Source organism: Bacteroides xylanisolvens, from assembly GCF_018289135.1.
GTDB lineage: Bacteria > Bacteroidota > Bacteroidia > Bacteroidales > Bacteroidaceae > Bacteroides > Bacteroides xylanisolvens.
Map to the genome: position 1 here is coordinate 4,692,876 of NZ_CP072216.1, position 18,127 is coordinate 4,711,002.

The 18,127-nt window shown below is 43.8% G+C and carries 13 protein-coding genes; 5 read left to right on the top strand and 8 right to left on the bottom strand.

Features of this window, described 5'->3' with window-relative positions; translation table 11 throughout:
* Nucleotides 1-15: 15 nt before the first annotated feature.
* The 6 genes from INE92_RS19575 to nadB form a co-directional block, all read right to left on the bottom strand.
* A complete protein-coding gene (locus tag INE92_RS19575) occupies nt 16-3,081 on the bottom strand; it encodes a SusC/RagA family TonB-linked outer membrane protein (RefSeq protein ID WP_004298825.1) in 3,066 nt (1,021 codons plus the stop codon).
* A gap of 17 nt (nt 3,082-3,098) precedes the next feature.
* Complete coding sequence (locus INE92_RS19580; RefSeq protein WP_211421233.1) at nt 3,099-4,832, bottom strand: glycoside hydrolase family protein; 1,734 nt, start codon at nt 4,830-4,832, stop codon at nt 3,099-3,101.
* A complete protein-coding gene (locus INE92_RS19585; protein WP_015531942.1) occupies nt 4,816-6,078 on the bottom strand; it encodes an MFS transporter in 1,263 nt (420 codons plus the stop codon). Before INE92_RS19585 ends, INE92_RS19580 begins: the two co-directional genes overlap by 17 nt.
* Nucleotides 6,078-7,136 carry a glycoside hydrolase family 130 protein gene (locus INE92_RS19590; RefSeq protein WP_195436340.1) on the bottom strand — a complete coding sequence of 353 codons (1,059 nt, stop codon included), beginning with the start codon at nt 7,134-7,136 and terminating at the stop codon, nt 6,078-6,080. The genes INE92_RS19585 and INE92_RS19590 overlap by 1 nt, the downstream gene beginning before the upstream one ends.
* 465 nt (nt 7,137-7,601) lie before the next feature.
* On the bottom strand, nt 7,602-7,877 hold the full coding sequence (locus INE92_RS19595; protein ID WP_004312856.1) for a DUF4884 domain-containing protein: 276 nt from the start codon (nt 7,875-7,877) through the stop codon (nt 7,602-7,604).
* 2 nt (nt 7,878-7,879) lie between these two features.
* On the bottom strand, nt 7,880-9,451 hold the full coding sequence (gene nadB / locus INE92_RS19600; RefSeq protein WP_008641519.1) for an L-aspartate oxidase: 1,572 nt from the start codon (nt 9,449-9,451) through the stop codon (nt 7,880-7,882).
* Nucleotides 9,452-9,557: 106 nt separating this feature from the next.
* Between nadB and INE92_RS19605 the strand changes: the two genes are divergently transcribed.
* From INE92_RS19605 to dacB, 4 genes are all read left to right on the top strand, one after another.
* Complete coding sequence (locus INE92_RS19605; protein ID WP_004298836.1) at nt 9,558-9,968, top strand: PH domain-containing protein; 411 nt, start codon at nt 9,558-9,560, stop codon at nt 9,966-9,968.
* Nucleotides 9,969-9,981: 13 nt separating this feature from the next.
* On the top strand, nt 9,982-11,325 hold the full coding sequence (lpdA, locus tag INE92_RS19610) for a dihydrolipoyl dehydrogenase (protein ID WP_015531944.1): 1,344 nt from the start codon (nt 9,982-9,984) through the stop codon (nt 11,323-11,325).
* Nucleotides 11,326-11,415: 90 nt separating this feature from the next.
* Nucleotides 11,416-12,618 carry a TlpA disulfide reductase family protein gene (locus INE92_RS19615; RefSeq protein ID WP_008641523.1) on the top strand — a complete coding sequence of 401 codons (1,203 nt, stop codon included), beginning with the start codon at nt 11,416-11,418 and terminating at the stop codon, nt 12,616-12,618.
* A 46-nt stretch (nt 12,619-12,664) separates the two neighbouring features.
* On the top strand, nt 12,665-14,071 hold the full coding sequence (dacB, locus tag INE92_RS19620) for a D-alanyl-D-alanine carboxypeptidase/D-alanyl-D-alanine endopeptidase (protein ID WP_015531946.1): 1,407 nt from the start codon (nt 12,665-12,667) through the stop codon (nt 14,069-14,071).
* 232 nt (nt 14,072-14,303) lie between these two features.
* Here dacB and INE92_RS19625 read toward each other — a convergent pair whose 3' ends face one another.
* Together INE92_RS19625 and INE92_RS19630 are read right to left on the bottom strand one after the other, a co-directional pair.
* Nucleotides 14,304-15,803 carry an acetyl-CoA hydrolase/transferase family protein gene (locus INE92_RS19625; protein WP_008641525.1) on the bottom strand — a complete coding sequence of 500 codons (1,500 nt, stop codon included), beginning with the start codon at nt 15,801-15,803 and terminating at the stop codon, nt 14,304-14,306.
* Nucleotides 15,804-15,937: 134 nt separating this feature from the next.
* On the bottom strand, nt 15,938-16,408 hold the full coding sequence (locus tag INE92_RS19630; RefSeq protein WP_004302860.1) for a hypothetical protein: 471 nt from the start codon (nt 16,406-16,408) through the stop codon (nt 15,938-15,940).
* A 336-nt stretch (nt 16,409-16,744) separates the two neighbouring features.
* Here INE92_RS19630 and miaB point away from each other — a divergent pair, with 336 nt between their 5' ends.
* The gene (gene miaB / locus INE92_RS19635; protein ID WP_008641530.1) at nt 16,745-18,127 is read left to right on the top strand and encodes a tRNA (N6-isopentenyl adenosine(37)-C2)-methylthiotransferase MiaB; all 1,383 of its coding nucleotides are present in this window, start codon (nt 16,745-16,747) and stop codon (nt 18,125-18,127) included.

Genomic DNA, 18,127 nt, shown 5'->3' on the forward strand with positions numbered 1-18,127 from the left:
TCTTTTTAGCTAGATTTAAAATTGCAAATTAACTCCAAAAGTGAATGTACGTGAAGACGGATAACGTGTAGTATCCACTCCCATATCCAATGGGTTATTGATACCCAGTTCCGGATCAAGTCCGGAATAACCGGTTAAAGTAAATATATTCTGACCGCTCACATAGAATCTACAACTTGAAAACAGTTTGCTCTTCTGGCAAATGTGACTCGGCAATGTATAACCTATTTGCATATTCTGTAAACGCAGGTAAGAACCATTCTCCACATAGAAAGAAGAACCTCTCATATTGTTGTTAGAGTCAGAGTTGGTTATGCGTGGATATACAGCATCCAAATCCCCGTCTTTTGTCCATGCTTTTGTGTAAGCATCCGCCAATGCATTCTGGCGTCCTGCTGAAGCAAGGCTTCCTTTAGCAACGTTCCAGATGTCATTTCCAATAGTTCCTTGGAATGCCATGCTTACATCAAAGTTCTTATAACTAAATCCTAAGTTGAAACCATAAATGAGGTCCGGATTAGGATCACCGATAAAAGTACGGTCATCATCATCGTTCAATTCGCCTGATTCTCCTAATTTGGCAAACTTGAAATCACCCGGTTGTGCATTAGGTTGAATCTTGGTACCATTCTTATCCACATAATTGTCTATCTCTTCCTGATTCTGGAATATTCCTATTTGTTTGTACCCCCAGAAACGTCCGATAGGACCTCCTACATACGTACGGCTAGTGTTTCCACTCAAATATTCCGATGTAAGTTTGGTTACCTCTGTCTTATAAGTAGACATGTTCAGCCCTACATTGTAATTAAAGTCTTTTCCTATCTGGTTACGGTAGTTGACTACTATTTCGAAACCGGTATTCTTCAAGTCTCCCGCATTAAAGAAGGGGCTGTTAGGGAAGGCGCCAAAAGAAGGAATAGGCATATTGAGCAACATGTCACTTGTTTTCTTTACATAAAAGTCCATACTTACATCAAGGCTGTTTTTAAAGAAAGACATATCTAAACCGACATTGGTTTGCTGGCTGGTTTCCCATTTAATATCTGCATTTCCCACATAAGTCGGGACGTAACCTTGTGAGTACCCGTTTCCAAAGTACCACTGATTCTCATTATTGGTGCCAATCAACGTAAGAGGCGCGTCTCTATCAATTCGTTGGTTACCATTCTGTCCCCAGCCTACACGCAGTTTTAAATTGGAAATTGTATTTTCAATGTTCAGGTTCTTGAAGAATTCTTCATTGCTCACTCTCCAACCTAATGAAACTGATGGGAAATAGCCCCAACGGTTACGTTTGGCAAATCTTGAAGAACCGTCGGCACGGAAATTGACTGTAGCAAGGTATCTGTCATCATATACATAGTTGATACGTCCCAGGTACGACAACATAGAAGATGTTTCTTTACCTCCCGAGGTGTTATCTCCAGCTGTTTGTGCATCAAGTATCTGATAGATTTCATCGTTACCTAAAGCCTTTCTCTTAAATGCATTAATGCCTTCGCTACTGTTCTTCTCATAAGTCATGGCAACCATTGCATCCAGTTTATGCCTGCCTATTGTCGTGTTGTAATTAAGGCGTTGTTCCACTTGATAATTAGAAGTAACAGCGCTATTATTATTCAATTGAGTTTCTTTATTATATTTACTTTCCTGATTCGCTAAGTTATCTTCCGAAAAAGTAGACGAATAGACAGGACGGAAGTCTTTGAAAGTATCATGGTATCTTTCGAAACTATACTGTACCCGATAGCTCAATCCTTTATACAATTTGATTTGGGCAAACACATTACCAAATACATTGAATATGTCATTGTATCTATTAGGAAGTTCGAGCATGGCTACCGGATTAGGGTCGTAAGACCACTCGGTAGGCGCATATTTGTTATATTCGTAATTTTCAGAAGACGGATCTACCAACGGGCTGATAACAGGGGTAAAAGGATCAGCTTTTTGAATGAAATCGAATGAAGGAATTGCTCCTGCGTCACGTTTTCTTATCTTTGCCAGATTGACATTGGCGCCAACAGTGATAAATTTGTTAATATCATATTCAAGATTCGCTTTAAGTGAAAGTCTCTTGAATTCAGTAGTGATGATTGCACCCTGATCGTCTACATATCCTAAACTTAAAGAAGATCTCGAATTATCTGTCCCCTTACGGATGCTTAGATTATAGTTCTGGTTGAAAGCTGTACGGGTTACTTCATTCCACCAGTTGGTATTATAACCTTTCTGATACTGATTGGTAAACTTATCCTTCATTGAGTTTTGAAAGCTTGCATCATTTTCATACGCTTTCATGATGAAGTTGTAGTATTGGTCGCTGTTCATCATGTTCAATGCTTTATAACTGTTTTTTACACCTACATAAGCATCTAATGTTACAGTCGTTTCACCTTTCACCCCTCCCTTGGTAGTAATGAGGATTACTCCATTAGAACCTCTCGAACCATAGATAGCGCAGGCTGAAGCATCTTTTAATACTTCCATACGTTCAATATCAGATGGATTCAGGCTGCTGATGTTATCCATGAACTGTCCATCAACTACATACAATGGATTGTTGTCATTGACGGTCCCTAAACCTCTCACGCGGATCACTGCATCCGATCCCGGCTGGCCGGAACTGGCGGCAACAAATACGCCGGCTGCCTTACCTGTTAGTAGTTCGGATGCATTAGATACTGCATAGTTCTTAATATCCTTACTACTTATAGAAGCCAAAGCACCGGTAAGGTCACTCTTTCTTTGAGTACCGTAACCAATAACCACAACCTCATCCAATTCATTATCGGACACTAGATTTACATTGTACGTTCCGCTATTTGTTACGTTTACAATTTCAGTTTTAAAACCGACATACGAGAATGAAACTTTATTTGACGATACTTTTAATGTATATTTACCGTCAAAATCAGTGATAGTACCATTGGTCGTTCCCACTTCAAGAACAGAAACTCCAATTAAAGCCTCTCCGGTATTACTGTCGTATACCACACCCGAAATACTCTTGGTTTGCTGTGCAAAGACATTTGTGCAAACAGCAAGAATAAGAATGAATAATAAATGCTTACTCATAGTTTATACACTTAGATTTAATTATATGAAATGATATTTTGTTTATTCGCAATAATCTTACCATCTTTCAGTTCTAATTCTGTTCCGGCGGGAAGTTCCACAATTACTCTTGCGTCATTGGCCGGGATCTCAACGGAGCCATTTGTCTTTATATTTTTTGCTATATATTCTTTGGCAACAATATCAAACAAATCGCATGGTTGGGTAGCTTGATAAGTAATGGTTTTGGTCTCTTTATGAGGGTTATAATAGAGATAGACCGGATAAGGTTTCTCTGTATAGAAGTCTGTGACATTACAATCCAGCCGGAGGATACCCTCCACATTCGTTTGACAAACAATGGCCCCTAAAATACCAACAGGAGAAGAACTGTAAACGCTGAACATGCTCTCCGTCGGATTACCTTTTATCCATTTGGGACCATCGCCGATTGCAACCGGATTAACCCCTTTTAATGATGCTTTTCCATAGTCATCCGTTTTTCGTAAACCTTCATAAGAAACATTATCATAAGTAATGTCCTTCAATTCCGGAGCCCATTGATGTGCTTCATCTATTTCCCCCGGATAGAACAAACGACATGCACTTGCATTGTTCAACATCCACTTGCCGATAGCCTTTGCATATTGAGGCTGATATTTCACCATCGGAATGAAAGGCCAGGCGGGTTTGATACTGTTCATAAGGAATGCATATCCTCCGCCGTCTGTGATACTTCCTTGCAGACCACTTACATCATAATCACCCCATTTTCCTACAATAATTCCCCAACCGGTTCTTCCTGCAGGGCTTTTACATCCGTCAAATACCCAATCAAGAAGTTTGGCTACATCATAGTTAGCCCCCTCTATTGCATTCAAATAGGCTGCCGTATACACTCCGAGTGGTAAAAGAGCCTCGTAAAAACGGCTTTCTTTCTGGGCAAGCAGGGCTTCGATGGCACTTTTACTATGTTGCAGATAACGTGGATCACCAAACTTATGATAAGCACACAACAATACATAAGCATGCCCACCGGCGGCGTCTTGTTGCAATGGAATATTATTAACCATTCCTTTCATTTGTGCATAGTCAAAATAAGAATAGTCGTAATTTCCATTCAATACAGAATCTGCTTTAACAAACTGCTCTGCAATACTTTTTTGTATCTTCTCTGCCCCGTCTACATTGGGGAAAACATCGCAAATAGCATAATATAAGGCATTGGGTAATACATCATACCACCAGTCGCGGCCATAGCCTCCTCCTAAAAGGGCTACTGACGGAGTCGTATTGTTCATGACTATATTCCAGCCGTTATCAGAATTGAAATAATTCTGCACCATTTTTACATAGTTATATCCATCTTGATTCGTCTTGTCAATCCCTACAAGGCCGGCACCAAGAATAGCTGCCAATGAGTTCAGACTTTCATGGAACTCTCCGTTATTGGCATTCTTTCCCTGACGAATATCTTTAATGGCAGTATATAAGCCAAATGTAGTCTGGTCCATATTTCTGCGGGCGTCATCTAACCAGATTAATGGTCCGACTTCGCTTTTATTATTCCAGTCAAAGATAAACTGGTCATACTTTTGGGCTTTTTGTTTCCAGTCCAGCATTTTATAAGTTTCAGGCATATCAGGCATAGAGTCTACCCTATGGATGGAAACCTGCTTTACCTTTTCACCAAAGTTATTTCCGTTGCCCGAGCAAGATGCCAGGAGACAAACGGTCATAAGTACAAAAACACCTTTACTTGTCATTTTCATGTTCAATAGTATCAGTTTGATTAGTAATATTCTTAGCTAAAGGATATGCCGCTAATTGTAATCCGGCAACAATCACCAGCGCATATTTCAATGCAAAATCCTGCGATACACAATAAGCAAGGAAGATAAACAGTAGTAAACCGAAAGCTCTTCCAAGGAAAAGGCCGAACTCATGGCTTAGGATATATGCATATTCGTTTCTATTCTCAATCTTTGCAACTGCATCAATTGTTCTCATCATAATGGGGAAGTAAGCCAGGTCGAACAAAGGCTGGAATATCACTTTGCAAAGGACGAAAAGGATCACTCCTGTAGCAGAGAAGAGAATACCGTTGAATAGTGTACCGACAAAGAATACGATTAATCCTCCTACAAAGATTTTCAAACGGTCTTGCGGGCGGGCCATACGTCCTAATACATACACCAGGACAGCGGTCAGTGCCCCGCTAACTCCCTGAATCAATCCTAACGCTCCTTCATCTCCTACCAGCTTCAATACCAATATAGCTGGTGCTGTTACTAAAAAACCTTGAACCATTCCTTTCAATCCGGCTAGCCACAGCATCTTTTTCCAAAGTATGTTGAAGCGGAAATAGAGGAAGTTTGTTTCTTTGGGGTTCTCGAATTTACCTTTCCACAGTGTCATGCAGGCGATAACGGTAATGACTACTGCTGCCATCGTAACTACACAGTAAGAGGTATTGATATTGAAGAGGAATCCGAAAACTTCTTTTCCATCTATCTGGCTGATAAATGCGCCTATAATTAAAGGAACACCGATGGAGGTAATAGAAAAGAAGAAAGACTCTAGTCCGAAGAAATAGTTACGGCTGTTGTCGTTGGTATTATAGAGAGCCAGCAGGTATCGGTTGGTCCAGAAGAAACCAGAAGCTGCTCCCATTAAAAAGCCGGCTAGACCAAGTTCGATGAAGCCAAGTGACTTGATGGTCATCATACCGAACATGGAAATGCCACTTACCAGGATTCCTACCGAATAAAGCGTCTTCACACTGTATTTCTTTAGCAGATAACCGTTAACAAGAGAGGTAGTAATGATGCCTATATACATTGCCAGCTGATAAAAAGCAACCATCACCGGATCGCTCGTGTTCCTCATGATATAGGCTCCCACAAAGATTTCTACTATCGGTAGTACCAATGCATAAAGCATATTGGTAACCAACAGTGTTCTCATGTTAGGTTCCTGTTGCTTAAAGAACAGATATTCTTTTTTCAGTTTATTCATTACTTCTTTTGTGTCTGTTTTAATACGTTTAATATCTCTGAAATGGAAAGCTCTGCCTTACAAATCACTTCATCGCTTGCTCCATAATACATGGTTATCGTATCGCCGTCCACCAAATGCCCATTAGTGAAAACTACATTTCCGAAGAAACCTGTTTGCTCATAAGCGGCGATAGGTTCCATGATCGGTTCTTCGCTTCTTGCAATCACTTTTGAAGGGGCATTTAAATCGAGTAATAAAGCCCCCAAGCAATAACGGTGATTAAAATCGGCTCCATGATAAATCTCCAGCCAGCCTTCTTCTGTCTTTATTGGAGCTGCCCCTGCCCCTACACGTGCGCAATCCCACATTCCGTCACGAGTGGTTGCCACACATTTGTGGTTTCCCCAATGCAAGCGGTCGGGCGATTCTGCCAACCATATATAATTGCCGCCAAGTTCGGGACTGCTCGGGCGATGAAGAGCGAAATACTTGTCACCTATCTTCTGTTCGAATAATGCACAATCTTTGTTATGCGGTGGGAATATCATTCCATGCCGTGTATAGTTTTTCCAATCATTGGTGTGAATCAGTCCAACCCCTACAGCTACCGACGATACTTCTGTGAAAGTAAGGTAAAAACCATCTTTGGTTGTTGCAACACGGCAATCCTCAATACCGAATGCTTCCAGCTCTCCTTTTCCGAAAATAGGTGGAAATTCCGGTTCATCTTTGAAGTGAATACCGTCGGTACTTGAAACCAATCGTAAGTAAGACATCGTGGTCAGATAATTCTTTCCTTTGTAACCGATAACGCGTGGGTCTGAAGCATCTAAATCGGGATCATTCTTTAAAAACGAAACCACTTCTATTTTTCCTTTTTCATTATATATAGGAAAACTGATAATTCCTTCTTTCTGTATAGGTCTTTCTGCGACGCGCAAAAGTAACCAAATTTTGCCTTGATATTTGAAAACTCCGGGATTTAACAAACATGTAATTTCCATTCCGTTGATTCCCGCTTTTAAATCTTTTGGAGCCAGTAGGGGGTTCTGCTCACATCTTTTAGCTATATCCATAATATTTCGATTAGTGATTATTTCTGTGAACAAAAGTATGAGATGAAAGACAGGAAAGCGTTTACTATATTCTCAAAGAGGTGTACACATGCTCAAGAACATGTTTTTAAGAGGATGATATTGGGGAATGATTTTAGAAGAGGCAGGGATATTCGTATTTATATGCTGTACTATTTAAAAGCTTGATTTATAGATGGATGTGCACTTCGTTGAAGTGTATTATATTCTCATAAGTGTATAGTATAGTTTCTTTGAGGAGTGCAAAAGAAACATATAAAGATAAAAAAATAAGAGGCCAAACTCAAAAATATAATTTGAGGAAGCCTCTTGTTTTTTCTTTTTAATAAAAATGATACTGTAAATCCTATTTCTTCACGTATGGATAATCTATCGTATATAATCTGTCAGAGTTTGTTTGATAGAGGTGAAGCCGTTAAAAAAAAATTGTTAGACAGCTTCTTTTCGTTATCGGTTTGGTATACTGTCTTTATAAATAGTAATTGTCCTTTTTCTTGTTGAATCATTCTTGATACTGGTTACATCTCCCCGGGTCGTGAAATACACATAGTTTCCCAGATCGAGAAAACGGTATACTTTCACTCCGTCGTGCTCGAACAGATAACTGACTTCATAAGTCTGGTTATTTTCTGATTTTCCGCTTTTCAGTGGAATACCTGCATAGCAGGAAGCTAGTCCCGTTATGCAGAAGAAAAGAATAAAGGTCCGAATCAATGTTTTCATAATCATTTCTTCACGTGTGGATAATCTATCGTATAATGTAATCCGCGGCTTTCCTTACGCTCCATTGCTTGGCGCATAATCAGATAACCCACATTCACCATATTACGCAATTCGCAGATTTCTCTGGACGCTACGCTACGTTTGAACAGGCTTTCAGTCTCTTCGTAGATAATATCGAGTCTGTCCCAGGCACGTTTCAGACGGAGGTCACTGCGGACGATGCCTACGTATGTACTCATAATTTGATTCACTTCCTTCATACTTTGCGTAATGAGCACCATTTCTTCCGGAGAGCGGGTTCCTTCGTCATTCCATTCGGGAATATCTTCATTATAAGAATACTGATCAACCGCTTGCAGACTGTGCTTGGCGGCAGCGTCGGCATATACCACTGCTTCTATCAATGAGTTGGAAGCCAGACGGTTTCCACCATGCAATCCGGTGCACGAACATTCTCCCACGGCATAAAGGCGTTCGATGGAAGATTGTCCGTCCAGGTCGACAAGAATACCTCCGCAGAGATAGTGGGCGGCCGGGGCTACCGGGATATAATCTTTAGTGATGTCGATGCCCAGGCTAAGACATTTCTCGTAGATATTGGGGAAGTGTTTCTTTGTTTCTTCGGGATCTTTGTGGGTGACGTCCAGATATACATGGTCGTCTCCACGGTTCTTCATCTCGTTGTCGATGGCGCGTGCCACGATGTCACGGGGAGCGAGCGAAAGACGGGGATCATATTTCTGCATGAACTCTTTTCCGTCCATGGTGCGCAGTACGCCTCCGTAACCACGCATTGCTTCCGTTATCAGGAAAGAAGGGCGGTCTCCCGGATGATACAGGGCGGTAGGGTGGAATTGTACAAACTCCATATCCTTCACCGTACCTTTGGCACGGTAAACCATGGCGATACCGTCTCCGGTAGCGACTAGCGGGTTAGTGGTTGTTTTATAAACGGCTCCTACTCCACCGGTAGCCATTAGCGTCACTTTAGCAAGATAGGTATCTACTTTTCCCGTTTTCGGATCGAGGATATAAGCACCATAACATTTGATGTCCGGTGTCTGGCGGGTTACAGTCACTCCCAGGTGATGCTGTGTCAGGATTTCAATGGCAAACTGGTTTTCGATGACCGTGATATTCGGATGGCGTTGTACGGCTTTAATCAGGCTGTCTTGAATTTCTGCTCCTGTATTGTCTTTATGGTGAAGAATACGGAACTCCGAGTGTCCGCCTTCGCGGTGCAAGTCAAATTCGCCTTTCTCGTTTTTGTCAAAATCCACTCCCCACTTAATCAGTTCTTCAATTTGTGCGGGAGCTTCGCGCACTACCTTTTCTACTGCGGCACGGTTACTGATCCAATCGCCGGCAATCATTGTGTCTTCAATGTGCTTGTCGAAATTATCCACCAGAAGGTTGGTGACGGAGGCTACACCTCCCTGGGCGAAGTACGTATTGGCTTCTTCCAGCCCACTTTTACAGATAAGAGCAACTTTACCTTTGTGCGCCACTTTCAGCGCAAAACTCATACCGGCAATTCCGGAACCGATAACGAGGAAATCGAATTTTCTTACCATAATCTTGTTATTTCTCACCGCAAAGCTACAAAATAAGTTACTTCGTTGTACTTTTCGTTGTCACTAATTCATAAAATTGCTACCTTGCAGGCAAAAATCTGACAAAATGAATCGAATTTTTCATGCTCGCATCGCCTGGTACCAATATTTCCTGTTGGTGGTGCTTACTGTAAATGCTGTTGGCGCATTGTGGTGCAAATATATCTTGGTAGCGGTACTGTTTATGCTGATGCTGATTGTAGTGATCGAACAGATTATACATACTACTTATACGTTGACTACAGACGGTAACCTGGAGGTTTCACGCGGCCGTTTTATTCGTAAGAAGGTTATTCCGCTTTCCGAAATCACCACAGTCAGGAAATACCATTCCATGAAGTTCGGTAGTTTCTCGGTGACGGATTATATCTTGATAGAATACGGAAAAGGGAAGTTTGTTTCGGTGATGCCTGTCAAGGAACAGGAATTTGCAGAACTACTCGAAAAGAGAATGTTTGAAAAGAAGATAAAAGAGTAACTGATTATATACTATGAAATATCAAGTGATTATCATCGGTGGCGGTCCTGCGGGATATACGGCTGCCGAAGCTGCCGGTAAAGGTGGTTTGAGCGTATTGCTTATCGAAAAGAATAGTCTGGGTGGCGTCTGTCTGAACGAAGGCTGTATTCCTACGAAAACATTGTTGTATTCGGCAAAGACTTATGACAGTGCAAAACATGCATCAAAGTATGCAGTCAATATCCCGGAAGTCTCTTTCGATTTGCCTAAGATAATAGCGCGTAAAAGTAAGGTAGTGCGTAAACTGGTGCTGGGAGTGAAAGCGAAGCTGACTGCCAACAATGTTACAATCGTATCGGGAGAAGCGCAGATCATTGATAAAAATACGGTTCGCTGCGGGGAAGAGACTTACGAAGGAGAGAATCTGATATTATGTACGGGTTCGGAAACCTTTATTCCTCCTATTCCGGGAGTGGACGCGGTGAACTACTGGACGCACAGAGATGCTTTGGACAGTAAAGAATTGCCGGCTTCTTTGGCTATTGTTGGTGGCGGGGTAATCGGTATGGAGTTTGCGTCGTTCTTCAATAGTTTGGGAGTACAGGTGACGGTGGTTGAGATGATGGACGAAATCCTGGGTGGAATGGATAAGGAGCTTTCCGCTTTGCTCCGTGCAGAATATACAAAACGAGGTATTAAATTCCTGCTTAGTACGAGAGTGGTCGGCTTGTCGCAAACGGAAGAAGGGGCTGTTGTTTCTTATGAGAACGCGGAGGGAAACGGCAGTGTCATTGCAGAGAAGCTGTTGATGAGTGTCGGCCGTCGCCCGGTGACGAAAGGTTTCGGGCTCGAAAACCTGAATTTGGAGCAGACGGAGCGTGGTGCTATCAGAGTTAATGAAAAGATGCAGACTTCTGTGCCGGACGTGTATGTTTGTGGTGACCTGACAGGATTCTCTTTGCTCGCCCATACGGCTGTTCGTGAAGCGGAAGTTGCCGTACATTCCATCTTGGGAAAGGAAGATGCCATGAGTTATCGGGCTATTCCGGGCGTAGTCTATACCAATCCGGAGATTGCTGGAGTGGGTGAAACGGAGGAGTCGGCCTCAACGAAAGGAATCAATTATCAGGTTATCAAACTTCCGATGGCTTACTCCGGCCGTTTTGTGGCGGAGAATGAAGGCGTGAACGGAGTCTGCAAAGTATTGCTGGATGAACAGCAGCGGGTGATTGGCGCTCATGTGTTGGGAAATCCGGCTTCGGAGATTATCACTCTTGCGGGCACTGCCATTGAGCTCGGATTGACGGCAGCGCAATGGAAAAAGATTGTTTTCCCGCATCCTACGGTAGGAGAAATCTTCCGGGAAGCTCTATAAACGGATTCCGATATCTGACATCGTTCATTGATGAAGATACCTATCTGATTCATTGATGAGGGGGTATCTCACTGATAAATCGAATATATGATGAGAAAATATATAATCACTCCGGCCTTATTGGCAATAGTTTGTATGGTGATGTGTCATTGTACATTTAATCGTAAAGCGTCAGTTGCCGCCAATGAATATTTGATTCAGGGCGAATTGGCCAATCTTCCCGACAGCATTGTGATCGGCCTGTATGAAGAAGACGGAAATATTCTCAACTGTGTCTTGAGAGATACGCTTATGAATGGACAGTTCTCTTTCCGCGACACGGTTTCTACCACACGGAAAATGCTGATTATGTCTGATAACCGGGGCTTCCCGGGTACATGGCTGGAAGTGTGGATCGCACCGGGGGAATACATCGAAATCAAGGGACAGGACAAACTAGTGAAAACATGGGAAGTAGTAAGTGATGTGCCGGAACAGCAGGAAGAAAACCGCTTTATGGCTTGCGCGATGGCTCAACAGAAAGAACTGATGCAATACATGGCAGCGGAATATGACTGGCAACGGATGATGTTCATTGACCATCCGGGCGACCGGGAGTTTGAAAGTCAGGCGTGGGCCAAGATAGATTCTATCCGGAAACTGTCAATGCCGTTGCAGCAGGAAATCTGGAAAAAGGAAATGGAATACATGGAAGAAGCTCCCGTCTCCCCGGTGTGGATGGACAGGTTACTGTTTTTTGCTTCCATGATGAAATATAAAACCATCATGCCTTATGAAGAAGAGGTGAAAAAACTCTATGCCCGAATGTCCGAAGCTGATAAACAAACAGGTGACGGACAGGAGATTACAGCCTATGTTTATCCTCCCGCTACCGTAGGAGTTGGAGATATGATGGTGGATGGAGACCTATATGATGCGAATGATTCTCTCCGTCATATTTCCGAGTTCAAAGGAAAATTCATCTTACTCGATTTCTGGAGTAGCGGGTGTGGTCCTTGCGTGGAGTCGATACCCGAAATGGAGAAGGTGATGGATCTGTACAAGGATAAAATGACTGTGATTAGTATTAGTGAGGACCCGAAAGCACGTTGGAAAGAGTATATCAAGACGAAAGGAATAGGCGGTAACCAGTGGAACGAACTTCGTAAAGGACGTACCGGTCTTGCCCTAAACTATCAGGTACGGGGAATCCCTCATTATGTCTTGATTGCTCCTGATGGAAAAATCCAGGATGTATGGTCCGGATATGGCGCCGGTTCGCTTCTTGGACAGGTAGAGAAAAACTTGAAATAGATAGAGGTAAGATACGATCATTTGTTGATGTCATAAACAGTGTTATATGAAAAAAAGTCTTTTGTTAGTCGCCCTTTCAGTTTGTTTGTTGCCACTTTGGGGACAACAGAATTTCTCCCGGATAGATTCGCTTATCAAGAAGATGCTCCCCGAAGCATCCGAAGTCGGCATATCCGTCTACGATCTGACGGCTAAGAAATCACTTTATAACTATCGTGCGGAGAAACTTTCACGTCCTGCCTCTACCATGAAGCTGTTGACGGCTATTACCGCACTTTCCCGCCCCGGAGCCAACGAGCCTTTCCGCACCGAAGTATGGCACGATGGCGTGATAGAGCATGATACCTTGCAAGGCAACCTGTATGTGGTAGGCGGATTCGATCCGGAATTTGACAGCCAGTCGATGGATTCATTGATAGAAGAGGTAATCACTTTCCCTTTTTCGGTTATTAACGGGCAGGTCTATGGTGACGTTTCAATGAAAGACTCCCTTTATTGGGGCAGCGGATGGGCGTGGGACGATACACCTGCGGGTTATCAGCCTTATCTCTCTCCGCTGATGTTCTGCAAGGGGACTGTACAGGTTTCCGTAGTTCCATCCACGGTGCAGGGCGATACGGCAAGTGTTTCCTGCCAGCCTCTGTCTTCCTATTATACAGTGACGAATCAGACGAAAACACGTACCTCTTCTGCCGGGAAATTCTCTTTCACAAGAGACTGGCTGACGAATGGAAACAATCTCCTTATTTCGGGCAATGTCACTTCGATTCGAAAAGATGATGTCAACATCTATGATTCTCCCCGTTTCTTTATGCACACTTTCCTGGAACGCCTTCGTGGGAAAGGAATCACGACTCCCCAGTCGTATGGCTTTGCCGAATTACCTCGCGACAGTGTGAGAGTAGAGCGTATGGCTTGCTGGAACACTTCTGTGCAGAAAGTGCTGAACCAACTGATGAAAGAGAGTGATAACCTCAATGCGGAAGCATTTCTCTGTCGCCTGGGAGCGCAGGCTACGGGAAAGAAGCAAGTAGCTGCCGAAGATGGTATTGTCGAAATAATGAAGCTGATCCGCCGCCTGGGGCATGACCCGAAAGATTATAAGATTGCCGACGGTTGCGGACTGTCCAATTATAATTACCTCTCTCCTGCCCTGCTGGTGGATTTTCTAAAATATGCGTACTCGCAAACAGAAGTGTTTCAGATGTTGTATAAATCACTTCCTGTTGGCGGGGTGGACGGAACTTTGAAGTTCCGGATGAAAGGTACTCCTGCTTTTCGGAATGTTCATGCCAAAACAGGCTCGTTTACGGCAATAAATGCGCTTGCAGGCTATCTGAAGATGAAGAACGGACATGAAGTGGCATTTGCCATTATGAACCAGAATGTACTTTCGGCGGCTAAAGCGAGAGCATTTCAGGATAAAATGTGTGAGGTGATTATTGGGAAATAGGCTGATATGAATACATTAGCCCGTACAACCAAAGTGGAATTCCGTTGTTGAATCCGATTTCTATGTTGTCAAGGGGCAGGTACTATTTTCCATGGAGGGCTCTTTATTGATTCTTCTATAAAAAGACAATTGTATTCTCTAATAAGCAAAAATCGTAGGATTTTGTTTACCAGAGAATACAATTATACTTGTTTTGAATCGAATACTGTAAATTCTATACTATATATTATATTTACTTTGAGTATTCAGCCCAATTAGTATTCTTCATATCGCCACTCTTAGCCAACTCTGCGTGCATACCAAGTGCAGCCTGAATAGCGTGTGGAGTCTGTGCCCGGTTACCGGCCAGTTTGAGGTAATCCCAAAGAAGCTCTTTGTAGTCAGGATGTGCACAGTTTTCGATGATGGCTTGTGCGCGTTCTTTCGGGCTCTTGCCACGAAGATCGGCAACACCTTGCTCGGTGATAACGATGTTGACATCGTGCTCCGTGTGGTCGTGGTGGGATACCATCGGTACGATCGCGCTAATCTTCCCTTCTTTGGCCACAGACGGACAAGTGAAGATAGAGATGTAAGCGTTGCGGGTAAAGTCTCCCGAACCACCGATACCGTTCATCATTTTTGTTCCGCCGATATGGGTAGAGTTTACGTTGCCGTACAGGTCAACTTCGATGGCTGTATTGATAGAAATGATACCGAGGCGGCGTACTATTTCCGGGCTGTTTGAGATTTCCGACGGACGGAGAACCAGTTTGTCGCGGAAGAAATCCATATCGTTGTAGATGCCTTCCAGACAATCATTTGTAACAGTCAGTGAACAGGCGCTACCGAATTTGATACGTCCTTCGCGAATCAATCCGATCACGGAATTCTGGATTACCTCTGTGTACATTTCGAATGCAGGAATCGTTTTATCACGTCCCAATGCACCGAGTACGGCGTTGGCGATATTTCCTACACCCGATTGCAAAGGCAAGAAACTGGACGGGATAATACCGCGTTTCATGTCGGCTGCAAGGAAGTCGGCAACATTCTGGCCGATTTTGTCGGTCAACGGATCAGCGGCAGCGAAAGAACGCGCTTCGTCCGGCCAGTTGGTTTCCACTACGCCTATAATCTTTTTCGGGTCTATCTGAACGTAAGGCAGTCCGATACGGTCACTCGGTTTATAGATCGGTATTTCGCGGCGGTAAGGCGGGTCGAGCGGTTCGTATACGTCGTGCATACCCATACCGGATTTGCTGTGTGCGCTGTTCAACTCCACGATGATCTGGTCGGCAAGACGGCAGATGGTCGGGGCGATGCCGCCGGCGGCAGTCAGATAAATTTTTCCGTCTGGAGTTACTTCGCAGGCTTCGATGATGGCTACGTTCACTTTGCCCATGAACCCGTAGCGCACTTCCTGTGCCATTTGTGAGAGGTGTATGTCGTTGTAGGCAATCTCTCCGTTGTTCACAGCTTTGCGGAAGTCGGCGTTGGTAGTATAAGGAGCGCGGTAGCGGATGGCTTTGGCGCGTGACAGTACGCCGTCACAGGATTCCCCTGTCGATGCGCCTGTGAAAATTCCTACTTGAAACGGGTTTCCTTTCGCATGTTCTGCTTCAGCAATTTTTGCGAGTTCGGCTGTTACAGCCTTGGCCGTTCCGGCGGGAGTAAATCCGCTTAGGCCGATGTTGTAGCCATGTTTGATTAGGCTTGCAGCTTCCGCTGCCGAAATACGATTGAGTGACATAAATAGTAAATTTCGTGTTAAATACAGTTGATATTTTTATTGATAATTAATTCTCTGTTTGTACGGCCTTGTACCAATGCTTGGCAATGACTCGTCACATAATGATTCGAAACTCAATGAGTTTACGGGCTCTCTCAATACTTCCGTTGAAGTATCTCTCCCCAGATAATAGCGCGGCGGGCTTCTTCTGCGGAGTGAATCGTGAAATCATGTTCGTTATCAGTTGATTCGGTGTGAGAGTTATAATGAGAACCTTGTTGGGAATTTCGTTTATCTTGCGCGGCACTGTTTGCCAGGGATGCGGAAACGGATATTTCTTCTTTTTTTCTTTTCTGCTGCGCCGCTGGTTTCGCCGTCTGTTTGGGAGACTGTTGCGGTGGCGTCTGTTTCAGGGGTTTAGGCTGGAATAATTCTTCCAGCGACTTGGGGCCACCCCATGCCTCGGGCATAGGAACTGCATCCGGAGCTACTTCAACGGGGGATGGCATCGGGGAAACGGGGCGTTTATTCTTAGCTTTTTTCGATTTACTATTCTTATTCACCTCTTTGAATATTCCCACAAGAATGACACCTGCTATCAAGAGAAATTTCAAAAAATCTTCCATTGTGTTTCACTGCTAATTAGTTATCTGCCAAAGTTACGTATTTTATCTGGTTCAGGCTAACATTTTATTATGAAAAAAGGGCAGCTTCACAGCTCCCCTTAATTTTTTTAACCTAAACCTTAACTATGAAAAAATCTAATGTTTCTTTCATTGCACAAATGTGAAAAATAAATTTAAATTTGCCAAGCATATCGCCTAAAAATGTTTATTATCTTAACATAAATTACAAATTTGCTTGCCAAATCATAAGTTTTTGCGTTATTTTGATATCAATTCACTACTTATTGAAAGCGAAGCCGTATCTTTGCATCCGAATTTTTAAACTAAGATTTGAGTATGAACGAATTAACGGGAGCGGACTTTAAATCCGCAACTGAAATGAAGGATGACAACAAAAAGTTGTTTATCGAAACCTATGGCTGCCAGATGAACGTAGCCGACAGTGAGGTGATTGCCTCGGTGATGCAAATGGCGGGTTATTCCGTAGCCGAAACGCTGGAGGAAGCCGATGCCGTGTTTATGAATACCTGTTCCATCCGCGACAATGCGGAGCAGAAGATTCTGAATCGCCTGGAGTTTTTCCACTCGCTGAAGAAAAAGAAAAAGCATCTGATTGTAGGTGTACTGGGCTGTATGGCCGAACGGGTAAAGGATGATCTGATAACGAATCATCATGTAGACCTCGTTGTGGGGCCGGATGCTTACCTGACGTTGCCCGACCTGATTGCGGCCGTAGAAACCGGTGAAAAAGCAATCAATGTGGAACTTTCTACTACCGAGACTTATCGGGATGTGATTCCGTCGCGTATCTGCGGCAATCATATTTCGGGTTTTGTATCCATCATGCGTGGCTGCAATAACTTCTGCACCTATTGTATCGTGCCCTATACTCGTGGACGCGAGCGCAGCCGTGACGTAGAAAGCATCCTGAATGAAGTGGCAGACCTCGTGGCGAAAGGCTATAAGGAAGTCACCCTGTTGGGGCAGAACGTCAACTCTTACCGTTTTGAAAGACCGACAGGCGAAGTGGTTACTTTCCCGATGTTGCTCCGAACAGTGGCCGAGGCTGCTCCGGGAGTGCGTATTCGTTTCACGACTTCCCATCCGAAAGATATGAGCGATGAAACGCTGGAAGTGATTGCGCAAGTTCCGAATGTGTGTAAACATATCCATCTGCCTGTGCAGAGCGGCAGTTCGCGTATTCTGAAACTGATGAACCGTAAGTATACCCGTGAGTGGTATCTGGACCGGGTGGCAGCTATCAAACGTATCATCCCCGATTGCGGACTGACTACCGATATTTTCTCCGGTTTTCATTCTGAAACGGAAGAGGATCATGCCTTGTCACTTTCGCTGATGGAAGAATGTGGATATGATGCCGCTTTCATGTTTAAATACTCCGAACGTCCGGGAACGTATGCATCGAAGCATCTTGAAGATAATGTGCCCGAAGAGGTGAAAGTCCGTCGCCTGAACGAGATTATCGCTTTGCAGAACCGTCTGTCTGCCGAATCCAACCAGCGTTGCATCGGTAAAACGTATGAAGTGCTTGTAGAAGGAGTTTCCAAGCGTTCGCGCGACCAGCTGTTCGGCCGTACGGAGCAGAACCGTGTGGTGGTGTTCGACAGAGGTACGCACCGTGTAGGTGATTTTGTCAACGTGCGTGTCACGGAAGCCAGTTCGGCTACGCTGAAAGGGGAAGAGGTCGTTTCAAATTAG